Origin of the sequence: Fibrobacter sp. UWR4, from assembly GCF_003149045.1 — a bacterium.
Taxonomy (GTDB): domain Bacteria; phylum Fibrobacterota; class Fibrobacteria; order Fibrobacterales; family Fibrobacteraceae; genus Fibrobacter.
Map to the genome: position 1 here is coordinate 28114 of NZ_QGDU01000001.1, position 21141 is coordinate 49254.

The window sequence follows — 21141 nt, forward strand, 5'->3', positions numbered from 1 at the left end:
GATATAGAGAAATTTAACCTTTTCTTTGCTTGAACGTCGGAATTTCCTGCCTGAAAATCGATTTCTGGGCTGTTTTTGCGCCAGAAACGCGTTCTTGTGGACGTTGGACGTTTCTAGAGCGAGATTTTGTGGCAGGATTTTGACCCAAAATGCCTGCACGGTCGGGAACAAGCAAGAATAGAACTTCGAACTTTCCTGAGCCAGGTTCCAGATACAAGGGAATGCTCTTGCGCAACATGTAGCCTTCGCTACGGAAACGCTTGATTTCCTTGCCTGCTACTTCCAGATTGCCTGTCTGGAGAAGAATTCTTTCCGGTCGGGCCATAGCGATTGCTGCTTCGACGCCGGCTGCTAGGGTTTCTTCTGCCGGAAGGTTCAGGTAGAAGGTCCAGCGACCTTCGTTTTCCGGTTTGTTAAAAAACTTGTTGAAAAATTCTGCTTCCACATGTCCACGATGGAACTTCATGTTTTCGCTAATGGAATTTCTGCCGTTCAGCCTGGAGGAAATCATGGCGAATTCCCTACAGTCCATGGAGTCCACTCTCTTGAAAAGACCGGAGAGGGCGGCACTTACGAAACTGGAACCAGAATAGAATTCAAAGAAACAGTCTTCAGGATTGGGGTGGATCGCTCCTTCAATGCGCTTGGGCAGTTGGAACCAGGCGTCCTTGATTCTGGGCGCCCAGTCCATGACGTGCATCTGGATGCCCGTGTCGCCAATAGGGAGGAATTCACTTCCGAATGCAGTCTTGGTCTCGATGTGCATATTTGCAATGCCTGCGGGATCGAATAGGCCGTCAGGTACGCATTGGACGTGGTGGCAACTGATGATCTCGGGGCAGTTTCTTTCCAGAAAGTCTACAAAAGTCTTGTAGCCATGAGCAGAATTACGTCCCTTCAGATTAATCTGCACTAACAAGGCGAAACGTCCATCACCGGCTGCACGGAACCAAATCTGGCGGAGAGCCTTCTTGAAAATATGAAGGTGTTCTTTTTTCAGCTGCTCCATGATATGGTTCACCACTTCCGGAGTCTTCATTTCGGCAGCGGGAGCTTCCACGGTAAATACTTCGTGCTCGCCTCGGAGCGTCTTGATGATACGCCAGTCTGCGTTTTCCGGATTTACGTCTGCCGTAAACCAGGCCTGAATCTTGCCGGGAATTTTCTCGGTTTCTGCCCAGGCAACAAGCTGTTGCTTGATGTCTTCAAATGTGGGAATGACCTTCTGGACTTTCTCTGCAGGAGCCTTTTCTCTTAGAGGCTCTCTCTGGGAGTCTCTTTGGAATCCTTTCTGGAAACCTCTTTGGGAATCGGCGACAGGACGTCTCGGAGCAAAATTCTTCTTAGGCTTATACATAATACTTAGTTTGTTTTGAAATTAAACGTAGAACCTGGGGTAAATCCAGGAACACTCGCGGGCCAGCATCTTGGGGAATTCACGGAAGTTTCCGTTGATCTGGTACATATTCAAGCTGCCTTCCACGGGCTGTAACTTCATAACGGAGTCCGCACGGGCTTCCAGATAGGGGTATTCATCCAAGTTGCAGCTGGAAACCACTGCACATCCTGTGAGGGCGATGATGGTATCGATCATCTGCATCAAGATTTGGTGGGGAGCGCCGTTCAGTCGAGTGGACTTGGGGTTGTGAAGTACTGCAGAAATGGGGTCAATGACCACCACCTTGTAGTCATGGTTCTCAAGTTTCTTGGCACCCTGGATACGCTTTGCAATGAGCTGTGCTGTCTCGATGGGGGAGAGGGCTGTGCCGCGTAAGTTCAGGAAACCGAATTTTGGAGTACTTGCGGTAAGGTCGCGCTTTGCGCCCAGCAAGTGCAGTCTGTTCAGGAATACGGACTTTGTCAGTTCAAAGTTTACGAAAAGTACGTCGTTAGAAGTGGTGGTGTTGCCGAACCAGTCTTCACCATAGCAAATGGAAAGACCCAGGTCCATCAAGGCAAGGGACTTACCGCTCTTGGGAGGTGCTGTGAAGAGGAAAAATTCACCGGCGCGGAGCATGTTTTCCACGATGGTCTGGTCTTTCTTGGGCGCTTCCTCGCTATCGCTAGCAAGTTCAATGAGGGGCTTGCCATCCAGGGAGTATTCTACCCATTCCTGCCATTCCTTGAAATTCTTGGCACCCTGTTCCAGACCGATGAGGTACTGCTGCTTACCTCCACGGAGAACGCCCGGCATACGGACCATCATGTGGGGGTTGCGGTTGGACGGATCCACCTTGAAACCCTGGGAATCCAAAGTCTTAAAGAGGAAGTCTACGCGTTCATTATATTCTTCTTCGTCGTTGGCGAGAATTTTGATCCAGGCCTGCACGGAGTTCGCGCCTGTATTCACCAAAGCGGCGCAGGGAAGGTTCAATGCCTTGTAGTATGCAAGCTGCTTGGCCAGGGACATCTTGGGATTGTCCACCACGACGTAACGGTAGTGCCAGCTTTCGTCGGAAGCATCCTGTCCGCCCTTGATGGCGTTGATGCAGAGCAATGCACCTTCAGGACTGTCCAGTCCCTTCATGATTTTCTTGATAGAATCGTCCTGACCGACGATGTTTTCTACCAATTCTTCTGTGCTGTTGGGGGTGTTGGAAATCTTGAATTCGATGGTTTCATCGGGTTCAAAAGTTGCTTCCAAAAGCTTTGCAAGGTCCTTACGCCAGTCTGCTGCAGGCCAAGGAATGGAAAGTGCTTCCGGATCAATCTTGAAGTTCTGCAAAAGTTCCAGGGACTGAGTATCCAGACCCAGGGCCAACATCTGCTCCATGGAAATCATCCCGGCAGAGAGCGGGGAGATAATTGGCATTGCTACCGTCTGGGGGCCTTCTGCAGGTGCTGCGGCCTGGGCCGGTTGGGCGGCTGGTGCGGGGACTTCTTCTCGACGTTCGGTGGTTCTCTTTTCTGCAGAGAATGCACGGCGAAGAGTCTGTTCGACTTCGTCTCCGTCCATACCGTCATCCCGGGCCTTTCCGCCGAGCTGGAAACTGGCGTCCATAAAGGTCCAGCCTTCTTCCATAGCGGCAACACCGGCCTTGTACAGTTCGGCCTTTAATTCGTTTCCGCTAAATTTACCTTTCAAAAACAGGTTAATAGTTTTTCTTGCGCTTTCCATAGGTCAGCCTCATTTTATATCTATCCAAAGATAATGTAGTTTATTATTTTGTGGCTGTATAATAAAATGAGGTTGTTTTATGGCTCTTTATGGTAGTATTCTTGACACCATCGGTAATACCCCTCTCGTTCGTATCAACAAATTGAACAAGGGTGATGCAGAAGTTTACGTAAAGCTTGAAATGTTCAATCCGCTGGGAAGTGCAAAGGACCGTGTGGCTCTTGAGATGATTGAATCCGCTGAAAAGGAAGGCAAGTTAAAACCGGGTGCATTGATTATTGAACCTACCAGCGGAAATACTGGTGTAGGACTAGCTTATGTGGGTGCCGTCAAGGGTTATAAGGTGGTGCTCACCATGCCCGATTCCATGAGCATGGAACGTCGTATGTTGCTTAAGTCCCTGGGTGCAGAAGTTGTGCTTACCGAAGGCGCCAAGGGCATGGCTGGCTGCATTGAAAAGGCCAATGAAATCGCCGCTGCAAATCCGGGCAGTTTCATTCCCCAACAGTTTGAAAATCCGGCAAATCCGGTCGCTCACTACAAGACCACTGGCCCCGAAATCTGGCGCGATACGGAAGGTAATGTTGATGTTTTTATCGCTACTGCAGGTACGGGCGGAACCGTTAGCGGCACTGCAAAATACTTGAAGGAAAAGAATCCTAATTTGTATGTAATCGCCATTGAGCCGGATGATTCTCCCATGATTTCCAAGGGTGTTGCCGGACCTCATAAAATTCAGGGTATCGGTGCAAATTTCATTCCCAAGATCTATGACCCCAAGGTGGTAGATGAAGTCTACCTGACCAGCACCGAAAAGGCGGGCTCTGCCGCTCGTGCTGCCGCCGCTGAAGAAGGTATTTTCGTAGGTATTTCCTCCGGTGCCGCACTGGAATGCGCTCTCACTGTGGCAAAGCGCCCCGAATTTAAGGGAAAACGCATTGTGGCACTCCTTCCGGATACCGGCGAACGCTACCTCAGCACCTGGTTGTGGAACAATGAAAAGTGATTAGTGGTTAGTGGCTAGTGGTTAGTGTTTTCAGGAATATTCTTTCGGGCTATTTAAAGACGAAACCTCCTCGAAATTGCAAGCACTTGCATCCTTCTGCCCTAGCCCCTAGAACCTAGACCCTAGCCCCTAAATTAGTGATTAGTGGCTAGTGGTTAGAGTTTTCGGGAATATTCCGCAGGGAAATTTAAAGATGTAACCACCTGAAATTGCAGGCTCTTACATCCCGCAGCCCTAGCCTCTAATGAACCTCTAGGAGCGAAGCTCCGACCTCATACCTCAAGCGAAGCGTACCTCAAACTCCTAGCTCCTAGATTCCTGTCCCTAGCCTCAAAACTAGTGAAAGACGATTGATGATTTGGTGTTGTCATTGGGATGAACCTTTGATTTTCACTGACGAACCGAATTAAATTCAACAATTTATATATTATCTTTATACAAAGTAGAACACAACATCGTCTTTTTTTTATGCGAAAACTTGTACCGCTATTTTTCTTGATATGCACCTGTGCGTTAAACATCATGGCGCAGGAAACCTCCGCAGACGTTGCCGAGCAGCCTTCAGCGGACACCATCCGCATCGAAAAGACCATACGCGATACGGTTGTCATCAACATTAAGCCAAAGGCTGATACTATTTACGTCACCGAAGATTCCCTCAAAATACTCCAGTGGAAAGCTCGGCGGGATTCTTCCAATAAGGCTACATCAGACACATCATTTAGCTTAAGTAGCGTCTATCTTGGCCTCAATTTTTTTTCATCTGGCAGCAACAATCATCAAGTATCCCGCCTACGAAATCAGCATTGAAAAAACTCTAGATAAACGCCAATCCTTAAGGCTACTCCACAGTCTCATTTACATCAACGACGAAGATTTTTCAAATAAATATGGAGACCACTTCGAAGGAGACATTTTCCAGTGGACGGCAGGAGCGGCTTACCGTCACTACAGGAAAAGCTCCATCCTAAGCGGATACATTGAATTCGGACTGCAATATGTCAGCAGAATCGGTGACTACACGGCGCTGGATTATGTTTATGAATGGAATGCCGACGCAAGAGATTATGTAAAAAAGGATATGTCCAAGGATATCCACCAAAAAGCTCAGGGTTATCAATGGTTCGTTAACCTAGGAATGGAAAACCGCAAGCGTGCCTTCGAGCATCTGTTTACAGACGTTTCTTTTGGTATCGGCTACAACGCTCTTAGCAACTGGGAAAAAGGCGTTCTTTATGAGTTCGGCACCATCATCAGCGATGATTTGCAGTTCAACTTGAATGTCGTCATTGGATGGGGACTGTAAAATGAAACACTTGATTTTTTTCTCGCTGTTGCTTTGTGCAGGAATAATTTCCGTCTCTCACGCCTCGGATACCTTATATGTAGAAACGCATGTTACCGACACACTGTACGTCATCGACGAGCCGGACGCAGTCTACATGGCCGTTTCCAAAGAAGCTCCAATGAAAATTCCATTGGACTCTAGCACAAGCGATTCCCTGGGTAATACAACAAACAGTCGTGGAGTCAAGGAACCTGGGCGAGCTATCCACGTCAACTACATGTCCGGGATGTCTATTATCGGTATTTTCTTCAAGATACTTCCCATCGACCTGACCTATGAAATAGAGACAAAATACAGGTCATCTATCTTACTCAGCATCAGCAGCTATATGGAATTTGGAGACATCGACTTTATAAATCCCAAAGAATGGGATGGTTTCAGGACGATTACCAATTTCGGCATAGGGTACCGCCAATACATTGTTACTGGCAAAACAACTCTAGAAAATGAGGAATCAAAAAAACATAAACTCATCAACAATCCCTACGGTTCCATTTCCCTATTCCTTCAGGGCGAAATTTTCCCTGGACTCATGTACAGGCATGAAGTCAAGCTGGACGATGATGGACACAAGAAAGGTGATTACCATAGAGACAACGCCTTCGGCACAAGTTTTGTACTTACACCAGGATTATCCTACACTATAGGGCACTCCGTATGGACTTTGGGTTGGAGAATCGGTTACCAATATTGGTCTCACAACTTCAGTAACTTTGGCTTGATTGGAAAAGACGAAGGTATTGCCTTTCAGCCAGGTGTTGCAAATGGCGGAGTCTATCAAGGGTTTATTTTTTCCATAGGCTTCTAGATGAAAGTTCTTATCCTTCTTTTAGTTTTTTGTGCAAGCGTTTTTGCGACTTCGGATACGGTCTTTGTGGATAACCACAAGGTTGCCATTGTAGCACCGACATCTCCCGATACTGGAGGTAAGACGGTCTTTGGTCACGAAATCTCTGCACACATTAACGGAGACTATGGGTACTACTTCACGTATGAACTGCACATCAACAACTTTGGTGTGGCCGCTAGATTTGGCTACTCAGCTCTTACATCTAATGGTTGGACAAGTTCCCTTAGCTACTACACCCAAAAAATCAATGAAAAAGGCGAAGTCAAGGAGATGAACTTGGCGCTGATAGGACGCTACCACCCGGGTTGGCTCACGCGGACGATGGAAGTGGGAGACTTTCTATTTGCTGTTCAAGGAGGCCTTACCGGCCTAAGGCACGAAATTGACATTGTGGAAGACGCCAAGGGCAATCCCATAAAGGATACCCAGTATGGCCTACAAATTTTCATCGGGGCCGATGCGCGATGGATTTGGAAGCATTTTTACTTAGGTGCTGAACTAAACATAGGGAGACATATAGTCAATCCCTCCTGGAAAGACCAAATGAGCTGGAATGATCGGGCTTCCGTCACCAAACGCATCATCAGCAATGGATTTTTTGAAACCGTTGTCAGTATCGGCATTCCTTTTTAAGGGTAATCTTTTCTATAATTCCTAGTGAAAATATTATGGCAAAACCTAAAAGGTTAAACTATGGACATTCCTGAATCTTCCAATTTTATTCAAGACATTATCGTCAACGACTTGCAGACTGGCAAGCGCAACAAGGTTCTTACCCGTTTCCCGCCGGAACCTAACGGCTACATTCACATCGGCCATGCCAAGTCCATTTGCCTGAACTTCGGTACCGCCCAGAAGTTTGGTGGTTTTACCAACCTCCGCTTCGATGACACCAACCCCACCAAGGAAGACGTGGAGTATGTGGATTCCATCCGCGAAGACGTGAAGTGGCTGGGCTTCCAGTGGAAGGAAGAATTCTTTGCTTCCGACTATTACGATCAGATTTATGCCTTCGCCGAAAAGATGATCGAAATGGGCAAGGCCTACGTTGAAGACCTGACCCGCGACGAAATGCAGGAATACCGCGGCAACGACGCCGGTAAGCCTTCCAAGCCGTCTCCGTACCGCGACCGTAGCGTTGAAGAAAACATGAAGCTGTTCCGCGAAATGCGTGACGGCAAGTACGCCGATGGCGAAAAGTGCCTCCGTGCAAAGGTGGACCTCTCTAGCCCCAACATGAACATGCGCGACCCGGTGATCTACCGTACCAAGCACTGCTCTCATCACCGCACTGGCGACAAGTGGTGCATCTATCCTATGTACGACTTCGCTCACCCCATCAGCGACTGGATCGAAGGCATTACCCACTCCATCTGTACTCTTGAATTTGAAGCCCATCGTCCGCTGTACGATTGGTTCCTCATTGAACTTGGCTTGGAGAACCGCCCCCAGCAGATTGAATTCTCTCGCCTGAACCTGACCTACACCATGATGAGTAAGCGTAAGCTTCTCGAACTGGTGGAAACCAAGGCTGTTCTTGGCTGGAACGACCCCCGTATGCCCACGGTATGCGGCTTCCGTCGTCGTGGCTTTACTCCCAGCTCCATTCGCGAATTCTGCAGCCGTATCGGCGTGTCCAAGGCGGAATCCATGGTGGACGTAAACCTGCTCTACTTCTGCATCCGTGAAGAATTGAACCAGAGCGCCAAGCGCGTCATGGCTGTGATCGACCCGGTGAAGGTTGTCATCGACAACTGGGAAGACGGCAAGGTGGAAATGGTTGAAGTGGAAAACAACCCCAACGATCCGAACGCCGGAACCCGCATGGTGCCGTTCGGCAAGGAACTCTACATCGAAGCAGACGACTTCATGGAAGAACCTCCCAAGAAGTACTTCCGCTTGAAGCCGGAAGGGGAAGTTCGCCTGAAGGGCGCCTACTTCGTCACCTGCAAGAGTGTCGAAAAGGACGCAAACGGCAAGGTCACCGTCATCCACTGCGAATACGATCCCGCTTCCAAGGGTGGCGAATCTCCGGACGGTCGCAAGGTCAAGGGCACCATCCACTGGGTAAGTGCCGCTCACGCTGTGGACGCTGAAGTCCGCCTCATCGACAACCTCTTCACTCTGGAAGATCCGTCCAATGTTCCCGAAGGCGAAGATTGGCACAGCTACCTGAATCCGGAATCCATGGTTATCAAGCAGGCTAAGGTGGAACCCGCCCTCGCTGATGCCAAGATGGAAGACCGCTTCCAGTTCCTGCGTCTCGGTTACTTCTGCCTGGATTCCGACGATTCCAAGCCGGGCCACCTGGTGTTCAACCGCACTGTGGGCCTGAAGGACTCCTTCAATAAGTAAGAATTACTGGTCGTGAAACCAAATGTAAAAGTCCCTTGGATTGCTCCAAGGGACTTTTTGGGTTTTAGGAGATGATGTGCTTTTATCGGCTAAGCATCTTGCCGTTAAGGGTTGCGATCCAGTGCGAATTCCTTGCTTTTGCAGGAATTTTCATGGATGTTTGTCCCTCTTTAATCTTTGTCTTGAATAAGACGGAACCCTTTAAGTCAATGATGGCGAAGGTTCCTCCAATGTCTGTTTGGATCTCAAGACGAGACCCATTTACAGTAAAGTAATTGGTGGGGGAGAGCCTGGTATAGTCAATTCTTTGAGCTACGGGAGGAGTCTCTACGGAGTCCTTCTTATCTTCAATAACAGGAATGTGGATTACGGGTTCAGTAACAATAGGATCGGCGGGTTCCTTGAATCCAAGCTGCTCATCCATCCAGACCATGCGTTCTTTCATCTTTTTACGGAGATGTTCTACTTCGCCGTCCCAGGTGTCTGCATTATAGCCGCCCATGGCCATTCCGAAACCGCCACCAGACTGGTTGCAGTATTTCATGGGCTGCGGGTCTGCGTCGTTCTGACCACTCGCTTTACCTAGATTAGGCCAACGTTCAAAATTTCTATTCGCAGCATTCTTCAGATAAATTTTCATGGAATCCAGATAGGCATCCACTGTTTTGGTATGCCAGACTCCACTACGTAATTCTGCCCAACGTTTCTTTAGTTCGCTTTGATAGTTGCTGTCCTTCCACATGCTGGTGAGCCAACGGGGAGCCTTTAAGGAACTTCCCCCAAAGCCGCCCCACATACCGCCACCGCCGTTCCCGTCGGCGATTAGCTTGCTGCTATTTTCGATTTGCCATCCTGTGGTTCCGGAACTTCCAAAACCACCAGCTCCGCCCATACCACCAAATCCGCCGAAGCCTCCGCCCCAACCGCCATTGTTGTTGTTTTGACCTTCTGGAGAGGATCCATTGCTCATGGCTAAGTTAAAATCCCATGGAGGGCCTAACGTAACTTTTCCGCCCTTGCTGTCCTTGGGTTTATGCAAGAAGAAACTGCACCAGTAGGAATCTGCATTGTTGGTCACTTCCTGATGGAGAACATAGTCTACGGCAGAACTCACGTCTACGTAGTTTTCGTAGCCGTTTCCATTCTTGCCGTTCTTGAACAATCCTTCAAGATCGTTCAGGTAATTTTTCAGGTAGTCTTCCTGCTCCTTCTTGATATTTTCTTTTTTGGGATAATGGAGAATGACATTTAGGCCATCGGATGTGCCAAAGCCTTCGTTGTTAACGCTGCCGGAACCAGCCCCGCCTGTGTTTGTGCCGGTCTTGTCAAAGGCCCAGATGTAACCGCCGGTTACGTCGTCTCCGCTGATGTCTTCTTCTTTCAGCTTGGATACGTTTACGCGATATTTGCCGCGCTTGATTTTCTCGATAAGCACGTACACACCGCGGTAAACCCCATTGATGTACAAGTCGAAGTGCATAGTGCGGGGACTGTAGCGGCCAGCCTGCCTAAAGAGCCAGTGGGCTAGGGAATTTCGCATCATGGACTTGTCTACGTATGGTCCGTGAAAGACCCAGTCATCTGCAGGGGGGAGCCCTAACATGCTTACATCGATTCCTTCTCCCAATGAGTCCCGGACTTCCACGCTATAGCCTGGTTTGGGGAAAAGTGCTGAGGATTGCCCTCTAACCTTGATGCCAATATCATAGGAAGTCCCTTTGGCGCTGTCGGCTACGGAATTTGTAGCGGCGTCTAGCACTCTCATTGTAGCAGGGATTTTTTCAGTAACTTTGTTGTCTAGGCACTTGGCTTTGGTATCGACAAAGATAATCGGCAGATCGTATGTCTGCGCTAAAGCATTTGCTGCGGAAAAAGCAACAACGCCACCCATAAATAGAATCTTGGAATACGAACCCATGATTCCTCCATCTAAAACACTCCATATTGTAATTTAAACAGGTTTTGGGAGAAAATTGTGTTAAATCGTGTTTACGTGTTGTTGCTGTTTACAACAAAAAAGCCGTTTTTTGCAACAGAATGGAATGGTCGCGAATCAAAGAATTGAGTACATTAACTAAAATAGGAGGCCGCATGATGAAAGATTTGTTTAAAAGTGCTTGGTCAAGGTTTTTGGGAATTCTGCTGGTTTGCATGGCGGCTTTGCCGTCTTCTGCAAATGCCGCACACAATTTTACTCCTAGCGAATTGGATACGCTGGTTGCAACCATTGCGCTGTATCCAGATCCGCTATTGGTACATGTGCTGACAGCTTCTACGTATGGGGAACAGATACCTGCTGCAAATCAATGGGCTCAGGCTCATAAGGATTTAAAGGGCGAAGAACTTGCTACTGCAATGGAAAATGCGAATCTATCTTACGATCCCAGCGTGCAGGCTTTGATTCCGTTCCCCACCGTTCTTGGAACTATGGCGAAATATCGTACCTGGTCTGATCAGCTTGGAGATGCGGTTTCCGTCCAGAAGGAAGATGTGATGGATGCTGTTCAGCGTTTGCGTTCTCGTGCTTACGATCATGGCCAATTGAAATCGGATGATCAGGTTCGCGTGGAAAAGAATGAAACCATCGTTATTGAACCTACCCGTACGGAATATGTCTATGTTCCCGTTTATAATCCTAACGTGGTGTTCTATGTTCATGCAGGGGGGGATCCTGCCGTTCGGTACCACCATCATGCCTGGCTTGGATCCTGGTTTGGCGAATGGGGCTGGGGCTCTTGCTGGTTTGAATGGGATTCTCATTTTATCTACGTGAGAGACTATCGTTGGTATCATCACAGACCTATTCCTCATCATCCTCGTCGATATAGTCCTCCTCCTCGACATCGTCGTCTGGAACCTGTTCGTTCCTCTACAAGGCCCCGTGAAAACCGCTTTGATGATAGACGGCCGGAAAATCATCGCTTGGATGATCGTAGAACCGAAGATCGCTGGACGGATCGTCGTGTAGATGAACACCGATTTGAAGATCGTCGGAGTGACAATCGTAACGAAAAACAAGGCCGCACCTTTAGCAGAAACGGCTCCTGGGAAGATCATCGTCAGGATGACAACCCGCCCCCTTCTTCCAACAAGAATACTTCTTCATCTTCTCCTCTTGTCAAGAAGCATTCTGCAAGTGGCGGCAACGGTGGTTTTACCCGCATTAAACGCTAAACATTAACAACGTAAATGGAAAAGAAATGCTCTGTACGGAAATTTTAGGCACTACCCATCACGGTACTTATAAGAAAGTGATTGATGTCCTCTTTGAAAACAAGGAATTGGGTGATAAAAATTTCATGAGGATCGCTCGTGATGGCGTAGAACTGGATATCCGTCTGGACTGCGAATTGCAGGACGGAGACATTCTTGCCGAGAATGAATTTTATGTCTACGCTGTAAAGGCTGTGGAAAAATTTCCGGAAAAGAAGAAGAGTTCCTTCTAGACTCTAGACGTCTAACTTATCCACTTCGTTAATGATACGGGTGACTGCATTGATGTAGTCATCCACTTTTTGTACGAACTGATCTGCATTCTTGCTACGTTCAGGAATGCTGATGCCGGGAAAACTTCTGAAAATGGCGTCGTGACTTGCCGGATAATTTCTGAATTTCAGGTAGAATACACCATACATAATGGGAAGGATGGTGTTCGTTGCCTGCATGAAGAAACCGTCTGAATTTCGGTTTTCCTTCAGGTGGATGTAGGCCTGACGCAGGTGAATCATGAGACCGCGAAGTTCGCGCTCGCATTCCAGACGGAGGCAGGAAAGATTTGGGGTGTAATCCTTTAGGGGATCGCTACCGGCAATGGCCTGGTTTCTGTTTGCCAGATGGAGAAATTCCAGCGGGAATACATCTTCGGAGGCACTGATTTCGTCCTGAGTGAAGAAGTAAAGGAATTCAATGTTTTCCTTTTGTGCCTTGGGCAGCAGCTCCTGCAGCTTTTTTAGACTATTGACAGAGTTGTCCTTTAGAATAAAACTGATGGTCCAGGGACTGCTAATCGCATCGTGGCCTTCCATAAGGCAGTCCCCATGGACAAATGCAGACACCAGGTTATCGCCCAGGGATTTTTGCAAAATACCGGGCCAATCAGAGTTTTGGATTTCTTGAACACTAAGTAGTTTTCTCATAACTGTATCCGTTGCAAAAAAGCTTTACCATTTTTTATTGCCGAAACCGCCACCAAAGCTGCTGCCGCTTCCAAAATTACTGCCGCCGAAGCCGCCACCAAAGCTGCCGCCTAATCCGGAACTGCGTACGCCGCCGAAGTTTCCTCCAAAGCCTCCCAGATTTGTGAGAGGAGCTTCTTCTTTGTCTGCCTTGGGCTTACGGCGGATAAGACCGTTGACGAGAGTGCCTAACCATCCTTTCTTTCTTCCGCTAGCTTTAAGCCCGATAATCATGAAGAGTACAAAAAGGAAGAAGAGGATCATGCTTGCGGCGTTGCCTTCGTCTTTCTTGAATTTACTTTCATCTATTCCTAAGCTGATGTTTTTTTCTTTTGCGACCGTCTTAGAAATTTGATAGGCGAATTCCAGAATTCCTTCGTTGTAGTTTTGCGTTCTGAAGGACTTGACAATCGTCTTATGCTGGATTTTTTCAACCTTAATGACCGGCAGATAATCTTCTGCCTTGTAGCCGATTTCAATAGATTTCTTTTTCTGCTTGAAAGCGACGAAAATAAGGACACCTTCATCGGACTTGCCGCCGATATTCCATTTTTCTGCAAGTTTGGCTGCGTATTCTCGATAGGGAACATCTCCAATATCATTGACGATGACGCAGGCTAAGGCAACCCCGGCCTTGCTATAGAGCGTATCGGATAATTCATCAAAACGCTGGATTTCCTGGGCGGTCAGGAATTTATTTTCGTCATAGACGTAGCTGTGGGATGGCTTTGAAGGGATATCCTCTAAGGAAAGGTTCCCATGGGCGAACATCACGAGTGCGAACAAGGCTATAAGAAGTTTCTTCATTAACGATCCTTATTTGCAGGAAGATCCAATTTGTTTTTTGATGTCTGCAAAGTCAATCTTGTTAATTGCCTTTACCAATGCGTCCGTTTCATTTTTGCCTGCTCCCTTGGTAGAGTGGCTAAACAAGATGTTGTTTCCTTTAAGGATGATGTCTATGTTGTATGAAGTCAATGCTCCCAAGGTGTTTTTTACTTGGGTGGATGTTTCCACGAAAATCATTGGGGCCTTTTCATCGGTACTGTTGAAAATGGATGCTTTGGAAAGACCATTTTCAATTGCGTTACAAATGTTGGCTATGCCATTGCACTTTAATTGAACATTGCATTTGACTTGGGAAACGGTATAGCTTACTTCTATGCTATTTTGAATTCCTGCATCTCGTAGAATTGCTTGGGGCAGATTTGCTTCCACGTAAACGACGTAGGGGCCGTTACTGAAATTTACGTTACGAAGATTGAATGTCGTAGATCCCTTGTCCTGAGTTCTTCTTTCGGAGAGCGTCTGACGTCCCTGTTTTGCTACAAGAGGGAAATTGGGGAGGGGACCGAATTCATCGTATACGGTCACTTCCCAGGCGGGCATTTCCGGCTTGCTTAATACAAACTGTTCGGTAGGTCCTTCCATCTTGATTTTGGTAAGACGGTCTACAATCAAGGTTTCGATACCCGCCAAATTTTGACGCAGTCGGTGACTCTCGTTAACGGGATAAACCTGTCCTAGCTGATCCAGAATTTTCTGATATTGAAGAATCATGGGCTGACCCTTCTCTATGGCTTTAATTGCGTTAGAATAGTTTCTGGCGTTCAGTGCGTTTTTAGCCTCTTCTTCTAGGGCGGTAATGTCTTGTTGGATTGTCTTTAACTTTAGCTGCAAATCTGCTGTAAAAATGTCCAGATCAAGTTTTGCGGTTGCCTTAAAACCGTCTGTGGTCTTGACCGCGGTGACTTCAACACCCTTGATTTTTATGTCGCTATGGACCTTGTTCTGGGCTTTGTAAGTCTGTTTGAAGCTACTCTTGCCGTTTACCTCGGTCTCGCTTTTGTTCATGACCTGGTTCGCTTCGATCTGGGCGGATATTTGCTTCGCGACGCCTGCAACGGCGGCGTTGTTCGCTTCTTCCTGAGAAACGTTAGAGGTTGCGGTATACGTAACGATGCGTCCTGCAAATGCAGGAACGGTCATCAATGCGCATATAGCCAACAATCTAAGGTTCATATCTATTTAACGTCCATAATGATCAGTTTCTTGGTGATGCTGATCTTTTTAGTTTCCGCTAGACTCTTCAGTAATTTACGAATTTCGCTGTAGACAGATTGTGCGTCATCCACCTTTTCTGGATCAGCATAGGCAACGAGATCGATGGTCTGGGCGGTCATTGTGTTCACCTTGACCTTGTTGAAGGATGCCTTCAGGTTATTTACTACGTTTTCCTGCAAGTCTTCCAGCTGGGAGTCGCTGTAGTCGCCCTTGATATTCATGATGATCTTATATTGGACGCCTTTTTTCATGTCGTCCAGCCAGTAGGAAACGAGCTTGGTTTCCAGCCCGCTCATGGCCTTGCTTGCTGCGGTCTTCAAATTGGCTTTCATGTCGAGGGGTGAGGTGCGTCCATGGCTATTTACGGAGCTGCTGTGAGAACCCAGCTGCCTTGCGGTAGAAGATTCATAGGCGCTCAATTCCACAAAGACCTGCCCGTCGCTATTCAGGAATCCCGAAAACTTGATGTAGATATCGGCGTCAAGGGATAGGCTTGCCAGGTAGCTCTGATCGTCCTCTGTGCCAATAATGTCGTTCTGCATCTGAATGAGGTTGTTTAGTTCGGCACTGCCTTCCAGGGACTTGACTTCATAACCTTTCTTGGTGAGGTAGTCCATGACTCCTTCCATGGTTGCTCTAGCCTCTGGATTGGATGCAACCACTTCCTGTACGGAAAAACTCTTGCCGCTAGGAGCCGGCATCACCATGATTACTGGCTTCACCATATTTTCAGAGGAAGTCAGGTTCTTGGCGTCCGTTCCTTTGAAAACGGATTTGTTCTTGGTCACATTTTTTTGTGCCCCATATTCCAATTCGTTATATGCGGCATTCGCCTTTTGGCGGGTTTCCTTATTGGATTCCTTTTGCGTGTTTGCGGTGCCAGAGCAGGCCACACCCACTACCATCAAGGTACTGCAGAGAAGGAGTTTTAATCTTTTCATACAAATAAAAAATATGTAAACACTATAGGGCAGTCAAGTAGAAGTGAAAAAATAAAAGGCGAAATGAGTTTTTTTTCGGATCAGTGATACTTTGTGAAAAAAGGCTGTATATTTAAAAAAGAATTTACAATTGGGTGCGAGGTACAATTATGTACGAAAAGTGGATTTGGTTACCTGATTGGGCGTCCGACTTGAGTCTTTGGGAAGACGACCTAATGGAAGTGAGCTCTGGTGCGGAGCACACTTTTGTTGGCTATGAAGACATGATTGCGCACTTGTCTAGTCTTTATGAATTGGATGGGATGAAGGACGCTACTCATGTGGTAGGCTGGGGATTTGGTGCCATGGCCCTTCTGAAAAATTCGGAGAAGCGTCCTAAGGATCAGAACTGGCTTTTGCTTTCACCTTTCGCTAATTTCTGCTCTGAAGAAAATAACTGGAATCAGCAGAATTTAATGTTTATTGCTACCCAGACAAAATCTTCCGTAGATCCATTCCTGAATGCTTTTATGGAACTATTTGAAGACGAGTTTGGAGACTGGGTCGAGGAATGGCGTGGGGCCGCAAAGAAAATGTCTCCCGTTGCATTAGGAGAGGGTCTTGCATTCCTTGCGCAAAATCAGATAGATTCTGAAATTCCTTTTGATGGGTCTGGGGAAACAAAGGTCCTTTACGGAAGAATGGATCAGGCGATAAAACCGTCCATGACCAGTTGCTTAAAGGACTATCTGCCTTATGCTCAATTTAAGGAAAGACCAAAGGCCGGGCATTGGCCGCCTATGCTTCTGTTCTAGAAGTCTTGAAATTCTTGAAGAAGAACCCGAGACTTGCAAGTAGGTAAATTAGGAAGAACCAAAGCAAAGCGGTTTCTACAGCATCGCCTATGTGACTATAAAGAGTGTCCCTTGTCTTGAGGGGCATTTTTCTTTGTATGACAGCATCTACGAAAATATCCGTATTCTGATTGTAGTGTCCGTACTGGTCGATGAACAGGGATACCCCGGAATTTGCAAGACGGGCAACAGGCATTCCGTTTTCGATTGCGCGGTAGCGAATCAAATTCATGTGCTGGTAGGGGGCGGTGCTCCTGCCGAACCATCCGTCATTGGTAATGTTCACCATCAGGCGCGAACCTTCACGGATCGCTTCACGAATGAGATCCCCAAAGATGGCGTCGTAACAAATGTAAGGCGTCCACTTGAAAGGTCCGTAAACGGGAGTTTCCTTGCCGGTAACGAAATCTCCTTCACCTAAGTCCACGTAGTTCAAAATGGGGAAGATATCATCAAAGGGGATGCGTTCGCTGAAGGGCACCAGATGCTTCTTGATGTAACGCTTGGGGAAGGAAATGTCGTTGGGCGTAAAGAGGAATGCGGAATTGTAAATGTCGTATGTACGGATGGAACCGGGGTCGTTGCGTTTGTAGTCCAATGTACCTGTAAGGATGCTGCCTTGCATTTCGTCGGCTAGACGATGCAATCTGCGGATGACTTTCGGCTGTCGGCGGATGTAGTCGGGAATGGCTGTTTCTGCAAGAACGATCAAGTCTGTTCCTGGCGGAACACTGTCCTTCACCATACCTAAGGTTTTGTTGACGATGTTGTCGAAGCGTTCCTTGCTCCACTTGGCGCCTTGTGCGATGCTGGGCTGGACCAGGGCGATGGAGGGATTTTCCTTGTTTTCCGCCCCGTAGAAGGGGGCTGCCTCTGGCTTGGAAAGCACATAGGTTCCCTGCAGGAAAAGTGCCAGGAGAAGAATGACTGGTACACTCAGGAGGGGAACGGTTTTCTTCAGTTCCTGCCTGTTTTTCAGATTTCCTGCCAGACGTTCAAATGCACCTGCTACAACCTGGTTGGATGCAACTACCAGGACTGTGTATCCGAAAATGCCTATCCAGGGGAGCATCTGGAGAAATTCGACATGATTCCCGAATACGTAGCCTAGGTGGCTCCAGGGAAAGCTGAAGTCCCCGCGGGTTCGGGTCATTTCGATGCCGGCATAGAATACAGGATAAATCCAGAGAAGAACACGGTGACCCTTGATACGGACGTTCTTTACGATAGTATAGATAAAAGCGGCTAGAACGTTGTAGGCACTGAAATAGGCGATGAGCAGGAAGAGGCCGAACAGGATCAGTCCCGATGGTGCTGTTTCTACATTCATTACGTTGTAGATCCAGTAGTAATTGATGGTGTTGTACAGGACTGCTGACCAGAAGGTGGCAAAAAGTGCCTGTTGACGACCGAAGCGGTTCAGGACGATGAACCAGGGAACCAGCAAAAGGAGTGCTGCGGGGCCCAAGGGCATGGGCGGAAATGCAAAGGCGTAAAGACCCCAGGCGAAGACGCTTAGTATTAGGGCTGTGCGGGAGTCCCTTTCCTTAACCCGACGGACGTTCCAGCAGATGAACTTGAATATCCAGAAAAGTCCTGCAGGGAGGAATGTGGTTGCAATATGAATAAGGCCTGCGTGGCCTGCGCCATTGTGATTGAAGGAGTTGTAATCTATGGCGAGGAATATGAAGGATAGCGAACTGTAGGTGTAGATCCAGCGGGTAAATGCCTTTCGGATTTTTTTGAAAGGAAGAAATACAAGAGCTAATGCCAGTGGAACGCACTGGGGAGGGAAGGTGTAAAGACCTGGTTCGTCGGGGCGTAAAGCGATAATGACGATTTCTGCAAGAAGGACGATGGCGAAATAGGCCCGATAAATCTTGGGAAGGTCCTTGACGTAGTTCTTAAATCTCTGCACGATTCATCCTGTTAGATTACAGACCGCTCTTGTCCTGGGGATTGAAAATCAGGACGAATTCACCTTTCGGCGGATGACTCTTGAAATGAGCCGTAATCTCAGTTGGCGTCCCGATGAGATGTTCTTCGAACTTCTTGGTGAGTTCTCGCATGAGGGCGATTTTAATATCTCCGAAGACTTGTTTGATTTCTTCCACAAACTTGTCGATGTTGTGGGGACTTGCGTAGAAAATCTGGGTAGATTCCTCTTCCTTTAGTTTTTCAAGCAAGTGAATTCGCTGTGCGCTTTTCTTGGGGGAGAAATACTGGAAGGTAAAGTGATCGGTGGGCATGCCGCTGGATACCAAGGCGGTAATCATGGCGCAGGGACCGGGAACTGCCCGCACATCGATGCCTTCGCGGACGCACTCACGGACCAAGTTAAATGCAGGGTCTGCAACGCCGGGAGTTCCAGCATCGCTGATCAAGGCGATGTCACCTTTGTTCTTTAGAAATTCCACGTATTTCGGGGTCACCTTTTCTTTGTTGAAGTCATGGTAGGCTTCCATGGGGGTGCCGATATTGTATGCGTCAAACAAAACTCTGGAGTGGCGAGTATCTTCGGCCAGGACCAGGGGGACTTCCTTTAGGATTCGGACAGCACGGTAAGTGATGTCTTCCATATTTCCAATAGGAGTTGCTACGATGTACAAGGTGTGGGACATAGGATTAATCTACCAAATAGGAATATGCTAGGACAGCCCGGCGTTCAGATCGGAGTTGCGATTCAATTGCAGTTCGTACTTCAAGCGATTCAGCAGTCGCTGGTGCATTGCTTCGGAGGCCTGGTTTACCAAATCGGAACGAAGTTTTCCATACCAGAAAGCTCTGACCAGTTCGGATTCATCGAATTCAGCCTTGAATGTTAGACTTCCGTTGCAGAAAATGTGGGTGGTCATGTGGTACTTTAGGGTTTCATCCACCGGCATAATGGGCCAGAAGGGGAAAACCGTCAGAGGAACTGCCCAGGCGCTACCTTTTTCTTCGGTATTGGATTCTACGACTGCTTCGATGGTGATGTTTCCTCTGCAGGATTCCATCGGGTAGACCGTCGTATCTACGGCTGCGGTATAGGCTCGCTGTAGCTGAACGTCCAGAACGGCAGTCTGACCGCCATAATTGATGGTAATCGGTTCGAAGAATGGAATTGTCTTGGGTTGGTCGAGGCCGCCAAGGCGAGTAAGATCCACTGAACAGGATGTTCCCAAGAGGAGCGTGGAGGCGGATGCTAAAATTAGCCAGACTTTTTTCATTTTAGTAATCATTGACCAAATAATAGCTAAAGATTTTTTTAGATTGGGGACATGGATCGTAAAGCCTTCTTCATTTCGGACGCTCATTTAGGCGTAAACCCTCCTGGAGCGATTGGACAACGTGAATCTGCCCTGATTCGCTTTCTGGACTCCCTGCGGGGAAAGGCTTCCCACGTAGTTATTGTGGGGGATCTTTTTGAATTTTGGTACGAATACAACGATTATGTATGCCGTAACCATTTCGACTTGTATTTTTCTTTAAAGCGTCTCGTGGAATCCGGAACGGAAGTTCATTTGCTTCAGGGAAACCATGATTTTGCCTATGGTACTTTTTTCCCGAAGTCCTTGGGTGTTCAGGTTCATAAGCAGGTGGTTCTGGAAATACAGGGGAAACGAGTTCTTTTTAGGCATGGGGATGGTGTTGCCAAGTCTGATTTTGGTTACCGTCTGTTCCGTCGCATTTTGGATTTCCCGTTAAACCGCTTCCTCTTCAAGCAGATTCACCCGGATTGGGGAATGGCCCTTGCCAGATTTGTTGGTCGTAGTAGTCGTAAGGCTGGCGAAGATCGCATTATCAACATTAAGGAATACCAGGCTTGGGCCGATCGTACCATGAAAAAGGAAGACTGTGACTTCTGCATTTTTGGCCACATCCATATTCCCGGAATCTGGAAATTGGAACATGGTACGGCAGCGTCTTCTGGCGAGTGGATAAAAAAACTCACCTACCTCCAGATGGATGCAGGTGAGATAAACTTGAAAGAGTTCTCGATAAACGATTAGTCTTCGCCGCCTTGGGGTGCGGAACCATCCAGGCGGGACTCCGTGGATTTTCTGACTTTCTTGCCGGCGTTGTCGCCCCAGATGGCCGCTACGATATCGGTGTTGGCGAAGGATTCCCAGTAATCTTCTACCCAGCACCAATGGTGAGTGGTTCCCTTGTCATCTACGATGGACCAGTTCTTGACGGAGAAGGTCACCGTTTCGGGAGCGACTTCGTCGTGAGCATAGCCGTCGTTAGCTTCAGCCTTTTCAGGTTGAATTTCAATAGTCCAGGACCTGTTAAAGGTCTTCTTGTAAATAGCCACGTTCAGCACTGCGAGAATGGCTAAAATCACAACGCCCAGTCTGAGGTTCTTCTTGGAAAGAAGGAAAATCAGGAACAGCAACAGCAGAACGCTTAAAGCGCCGATGTTGTAGTGGGTTGTGTAGAATACTTTGAAAACATCAACCATGATTGAC

Annotated in this window: 21 protein-coding genes; 10 read left to right on the forward strand and 11 right to left on the reverse strand. The window is 47.7% G+C overall.

All coding sequences use genetic code 11. The features are described from left to right. Positions 1 to 13: 13 nt before the first annotated feature. Positions 14 to 1357: a hypothetical protein gene (locus BGX12_RS00115; RefSeq protein ID WP_109734068.1), complete on the reverse strand. Its 1344-nt coding sequence runs from the start codon at positions 1355 to 1357 to the stop codon at positions 14 to 16. A 21-nt stretch (positions 1358 to 1378) separates the two neighbouring features. Further along, complete coding sequence (locus BGX12_RS00120; protein ID WP_109734069.1) at positions 1379 to 3118, reverse strand: AAA family ATPase; 1740 nt, start codon at positions 3116 to 3118, stop codon at positions 1379 to 1381. A 79-nt stretch (positions 3119 to 3197) separates the two neighbouring features. On the opposite strand from BGX12_RS00120, the gene cysK reads away from it, so the two are divergent. From cysK to BGX12_RS00145, 6 genes are all read left to right on the forward strand, one after another. Continuing rightward, a complete protein-coding gene (gene cysK, locus BGX12_RS00125) occupies positions 3198 to 4124 on the forward strand; it encodes a cysteine synthase A (RefSeq protein ID WP_109734070.1) in 927 nt (308 codons plus the stop codon). Positions 4125 to 4592: 468 nt separating this feature from the next. After that, positions 4593 to 4934, forward strand: coding sequence for a hypothetical protein (locus BGX12_RS15240; RefSeq protein ID WP_146196190.1), 342 nt, complete (start codon positions 4593 to 4595; stop codon positions 4932 to 4934). Continuing rightward, the gene (locus tag BGX12_RS00130) at positions 4867 to 5430 is read left to right on the forward strand and encodes a hypothetical protein (protein WP_109734071.1); all 564 of its coding nucleotides are present in this window, start codon (positions 4867 to 4869) and stop codon (positions 5428 to 5430) included. The genes BGX12_RS15240 and BGX12_RS00130 overlap by 68 nt, the downstream gene beginning before the upstream one ends. Before the next feature lies 1 nt (position 5431). Next, positions 5432 to 6280, forward strand: a complete 849-nt coding sequence (locus BGX12_RS00135) for a hypothetical protein (protein ID WP_109734072.1) — start codon at positions 5432 to 5434, stop codon at positions 6278 to 6280. Then, the gene (locus tag BGX12_RS00140; protein WP_109734073.1) at positions 6281 to 6955 is read left to right on the forward strand and encodes a hypothetical protein; all 675 of its coding nucleotides are present in this window, start codon (positions 6281 to 6283) and stop codon (positions 6953 to 6955) included. It begins immediately after the preceding gene. A 60-nt stretch (positions 6956 to 7015) separates the two neighbouring features. After that, a complete protein-coding gene (locus BGX12_RS00145; RefSeq protein WP_109734074.1) occupies positions 7016 to 8677 on the forward strand; it encodes a glutamine--tRNA ligase/YqeY domain fusion protein in 1662 nt (553 codons plus the stop codon). 82 nt (positions 8678 to 8759) lie between these two features. Here BGX12_RS00145 and BGX12_RS00150 read toward each other — a convergent pair whose 3' ends face one another. Beyond that, positions 8760 to 10595 (reverse strand): CotH kinase family protein, encoded by a 1836-nt coding sequence (locus BGX12_RS00150; protein WP_233246191.1) that lies wholly within the window; start codon positions 10593 to 10595, stop codon positions 8760 to 8762. Between the two features lie 173 nt (positions 10596 to 10768). On the opposite strand from BGX12_RS00150, the gene BGX12_RS00155 reads away from it, so the two are divergent. Both BGX12_RS00155 and BGX12_RS00160 read left to right on the forward strand, forming a co-directional pair. Further along, a complete protein-coding gene (locus tag BGX12_RS00155; protein WP_158278119.1) occupies positions 10769 to 11851 on the forward strand; it encodes a DUF3300 domain-containing protein in 1083 nt (360 codons plus the stop codon). Between the two features lie 26 nt (positions 11852 to 11877). Beyond that, positions 11878 to 12123: a hypothetical protein gene (locus BGX12_RS00160; RefSeq protein ID WP_109734076.1), complete on the forward strand. Its 246-nt coding sequence runs from the start codon at positions 11878 to 11880 to the stop codon at positions 12121 to 12123. 3 nt (positions 12124 to 12126) lie between these two features. On the opposite strand, the gene BGX12_RS00165 is transcribed toward BGX12_RS00160, so the two are convergent. Genes BGX12_RS00165 through BGX12_RS00180 form a run of 4 tightly spaced genes read right to left on the reverse strand, consistent with a single transcriptional unit; the run spans position 12127 to position 15857 of the window. After that, the gene (locus BGX12_RS00165; protein WP_109734077.1) at positions 12127 to 12813 is read right to left on the reverse strand and encodes a hypothetical protein; all 687 of its coding nucleotides are present in this window, start codon (positions 12811 to 12813) and stop codon (positions 12127 to 12129) included. A 24-nt stretch (positions 12814 to 12837) separates the two neighbouring features. Next, positions 12838 to 13659: a YgcG family protein gene (locus BGX12_RS00170; protein WP_109734078.1), complete on the reverse strand. Its 822-nt coding sequence runs from the start codon at positions 13657 to 13659 to the stop codon at positions 12838 to 12840. 9 nt (positions 13660 to 13668) lie between these two features. Next, entirely contained in the window at positions 13669 to 14874 is a 1206-nt protein-coding gene (locus tag BGX12_RS00175) for a hypothetical protein (protein WP_109734079.1), read from the reverse strand. Positions 14875 to 14876: 2 nt separating this feature from the next. After that, a complete protein-coding gene (locus BGX12_RS00180) occupies positions 14877 to 15857 on the reverse strand; it encodes a hypothetical protein (protein WP_146196191.1) in 981 nt (326 codons plus the stop codon). Between the two features lie 149 nt (positions 15858 to 16006). Here BGX12_RS00180 and BGX12_RS00185 point away from each other — a divergent pair, with 149 nt between their 5' ends. Beyond that, positions 16007 to 16651, forward strand: coding sequence for an alpha/beta hydrolase (locus BGX12_RS00185; protein ID WP_109734081.1), 645 nt, complete (start codon positions 16007 to 16009; stop codon positions 16649 to 16651). Here BGX12_RS00185 and lnt read toward each other — a convergent pair. Genes lnt through BGX12_RS00200 form a run of 3 tightly spaced genes read right to left on the reverse strand, consistent with a single transcriptional unit; the run spans position 16635 to position 19911 of the window. After that, a complete protein-coding gene (lnt, locus tag BGX12_RS00190; protein ID WP_109734082.1) occupies positions 16635 to 18608 on the reverse strand; it encodes an apolipoprotein N-acyltransferase in 1974 nt (657 codons plus the stop codon). The genes BGX12_RS00185 and lnt overlap by 17 nt on opposite strands. 16 nt (positions 18609 to 18624) lie before the next feature. Beyond that, entirely contained in the window at positions 18625 to 19311 is a 687-nt protein-coding gene (gene rsmI / locus BGX12_RS00195) for a 16S rRNA (cytidine(1402)-2'-O)-methyltransferase (protein WP_109734083.1), read from the reverse strand. A 27-nt stretch (positions 19312 to 19338) separates the two neighbouring features. Beyond that, the gene (locus BGX12_RS00200) at positions 19339 to 19911 is read right to left on the reverse strand and encodes a hypothetical protein (RefSeq protein WP_109734084.1); all 573 of its coding nucleotides are present in this window, start codon (positions 19909 to 19911) and stop codon (positions 19339 to 19341) included. Between the two features lie 39 nt (positions 19912 to 19950). On the opposite strand from BGX12_RS00200, the gene BGX12_RS00205 reads away from it, so the two are divergent. Next, positions 19951 to 20682, forward strand: coding sequence for a UDP-2,3-diacylglucosamine diphosphatase (locus BGX12_RS00205; RefSeq protein ID WP_109734085.1), 732 nt, complete (start codon positions 19951 to 19953; stop codon positions 20680 to 20682). On the opposite strand, the gene BGX12_RS00210 is transcribed toward BGX12_RS00205, so the two are convergent. Next, on the reverse strand, positions 20679 to 21134 hold the full coding sequence (locus BGX12_RS00210; RefSeq protein ID WP_109734086.1) for a hypothetical protein: 456 nt from the start codon (positions 21132 to 21134) through the stop codon (positions 20679 to 20681). The genes BGX12_RS00205 and BGX12_RS00210 overlap by 4 nt on opposite strands. Positions 21135 to 21141: the final 7 nt, after the last annotated feature.